General features: G+C 66.5%; 2 protein-coding genes. Both read right to left on the minus strand.

Annotated features, from left to right (window positions below; translation table 11 throughout):
• Window positions 1-81: 81 nt before the first annotated feature.
• Complete coding sequence (locus BRAS3809_RS33225; RefSeq protein WP_008966398.1) at window positions 82-1,032, minus strand: fatty acid desaturase; 951 nt, start codon at window positions 1,030-1,032, stop codon at window positions 82-84.
• 15 nt (window positions 1,033-1,047) lie between these two features.
• Entirely contained in the window at window positions 1,048-2,073 is a 1,026-nt protein-coding gene (locus BRAS3809_RS33230; RefSeq protein ID WP_008966399.1) for an alpha/beta fold hydrolase, read from the minus strand.
• Window positions 2,074-2,286 lie beyond the last annotated feature (213 nt).

Genomic DNA, 2,286 nt, shown 5'->3' on the forward strand with positions numbered 1-2,286 from the left:
CCCTGGCGAAGCTATTTCTTGACATTGGGGGAGAGGGTGCACCGTCTGTGTGGCGATGACTTGAGCGCGAGCTCATTTGCTTCAGGGTTTCGTTCCGTCAAAATGCGCGCGAAACCACGCCCAGGTCTGCCGCGTCACCGCGACATACCCCTCCCCGCGATACTTGATCTCGCCATCCACGATCGCGTGCAGCTTCGGCAGCGCGTGGAACGGCACCGCGGGATAGGCGTGGTGCTCGGCGTGGTAGGGCATGTTCCACGCCAGCCAATGCACCAGCCGTGTCGTGAAGGTGGTGCGGGTGTTCTCGAAGGCGCTCCTTGTGTGATCGCAGCCGGTGTGCTCGGCATAGAGATAGGGCCGCAGCACGAGCTGCCCGAGCATCAGCGGCAGCACCCAGACCCACAGCAGCAGCGCGCTGTGCAGCATCAGCGAGGCGAACAGCGCGAGCGCATAGCCGGCAAGATAGAGCCGCGCCTCGCGCACCACGGTGGCGCGGCGGCGGGCCGGCACCCAGGAGAAGGTGACCGTTCCCGTGACCGCGTGCCTGACGAGCAGCCGCAGCCGGCCGATCAGCTGCAGCAGCCCGGTATAGGCGATCGCGAGCTGCGTTTCCGTCCGCGGTCGCGGACCGACGATCAGCTCCGGATCGCGCGCGGGATCCTGGGTGTGACGGTGATGCTCCCAATGGAACAGGCAGTAATACTCGTAAGGCCACGCGATCAGGAAGCCGGACACATAGCCGACGACGATGTTGAGCGCGGGGCTCGCGAACGCGGTCTTGTGCGCGGTCTCGTGCATCGCCATGAACAGGAACGCGACCAGCACGCCCTGCAGCAGCATCAGCGGCAGCGCCCATCCGACGCCGTGGGTCGAGGCGACCAGCCAGATCAGGACGCCATTGCCGAGGATCGCGCCGTAATGGCCGAGCGCGCGGCGCGCACCACAGAGATCGGAGCGCCGGGACAGCTCCTGCAGCACCACGGGCGTCAGCAATTTCGGGCGGGGTGCGAACTCGGCGGCGGCATCGGTCATGTCGAACTTCCGGGATCAGCTCTCGAGCAGCGCCCTGACGTGGGCCCTGATGAATTCACGATCGGCCGGAATCTTGACGGGATTGCCGGCGCGGTGGCCATGGACCGACGGGATCGGCCGCAGTTCCGCCGAGCGGGCGTTGACCAGCTTCGGCAGTTCGCGCTCGTTGTCGCGCCAGTCGAAATAGCGGTCGGTCTGTCCCGGCATCAGCAGCATGCGCGCGGTGATGGCCGACAGCGCCCGGTCGAGATCGCCGCCGAAAGCCGCGCAGGCACTGATGTCACCGCCCTGCCAGATCGCGATCTGCGTCAGCAGATTGTTGGCGTCGCGATGCGCGAAGGCGGTGTCCCAGGTCGCGGCGAGATAATCCTCCTGCGAAGCGAAGCCCTGCTCGCGCCAGACCTCGTCGCGGTAGAATTCGTAGGACATCGCCCAGCCGGCATAGATGCGGCCCATCGCGCGCAGGCCGGCCACGGGCTTGTCGACGAAGCGGCCGTTCCGCCAGGCCGGATCGGCCATCAGCGCCGCCTTCACGGCATCGAGGAACAGATGATTATACGGCGAGCAGCGCGCGCTGCCGCAGACCACCGCCGCGCGCTCGACCATGTCCGGATGGAGAGCGGCCCAGTGATAGGCCTGCATGCCGCCCATCGACCAGCCATAGACCAGCGCGAGCTTGGCGATGCCGAACTGCTCCACCAGCAGCCGCCGCTGCACCGCCACCGCATCGTGATAGGTGATTGCGGGAAACGGCGCATCGCCGAGCGGCGTGTTCGACGGCGAGGACGACAGGCCGTTGCCGAACAGGTTCGGGATGATGACGAAGTATCTGTCCGAGTCGAGAATGCCGCCGGGGCCGATCAACCATTCGGTGTCGTGGTGCTGGGCGCCGAACGACGTCGGATACAGGATGACATTGTCCCTGGCCGCATTGAGGGTGCCATAGGTCTTGTAGGCGAGCCGCAGCGAGGGGAAGGTCGATCCGGATTGCAGGATCACATCGCCCGCCTCGAAGATCTTGTCGTCGCCGCCTGCCATCATGCGCGTGATCCCGTGTCATCAAGTCATGGAGCCTAGGTGATGCGCGGCGCGCCGACACGCCCATTTTTTGGCATGGCTTGCTCGCGTGAACGGCGCAGCCGCCCAGGGGGGGGCGCGGGGCGGATCGCCGAAGCGCCCAAGCGCTCGCAGTCCCGCGGCGCATGGCGCGCCCGAGTCTTGTCCGGATGGACACCCTCGACAAGACGAGGGCGC

Origin of the sequence: Bradyrhizobium sp. STM 3809 (assembly GCF_000239795.1) — a bacterium.
Taxonomy (GTDB): Bacteria; Pseudomonadota; Alphaproteobacteria; order Rhizobiales; family Xanthobacteraceae; genus Bradyrhizobium.

Excerpts from the sequence above, each read along its gene's own strand:
- BRAS3809_RS33225 (WP_008966398.1), bottom strand. The coding sequence starts at position 1,032 with ATGACCGATGCCGCCGCCGAGTTCGCACCCCGCCCGAAATTGCTGACG.
- BRAS3809_RS33230 (WP_008966399.1), bottom strand. The coding sequence starts at position 2,073 with ATGATGGCAGGCGGCGACGACAAGATCTTCGAGGCGGGCGATGTGATC.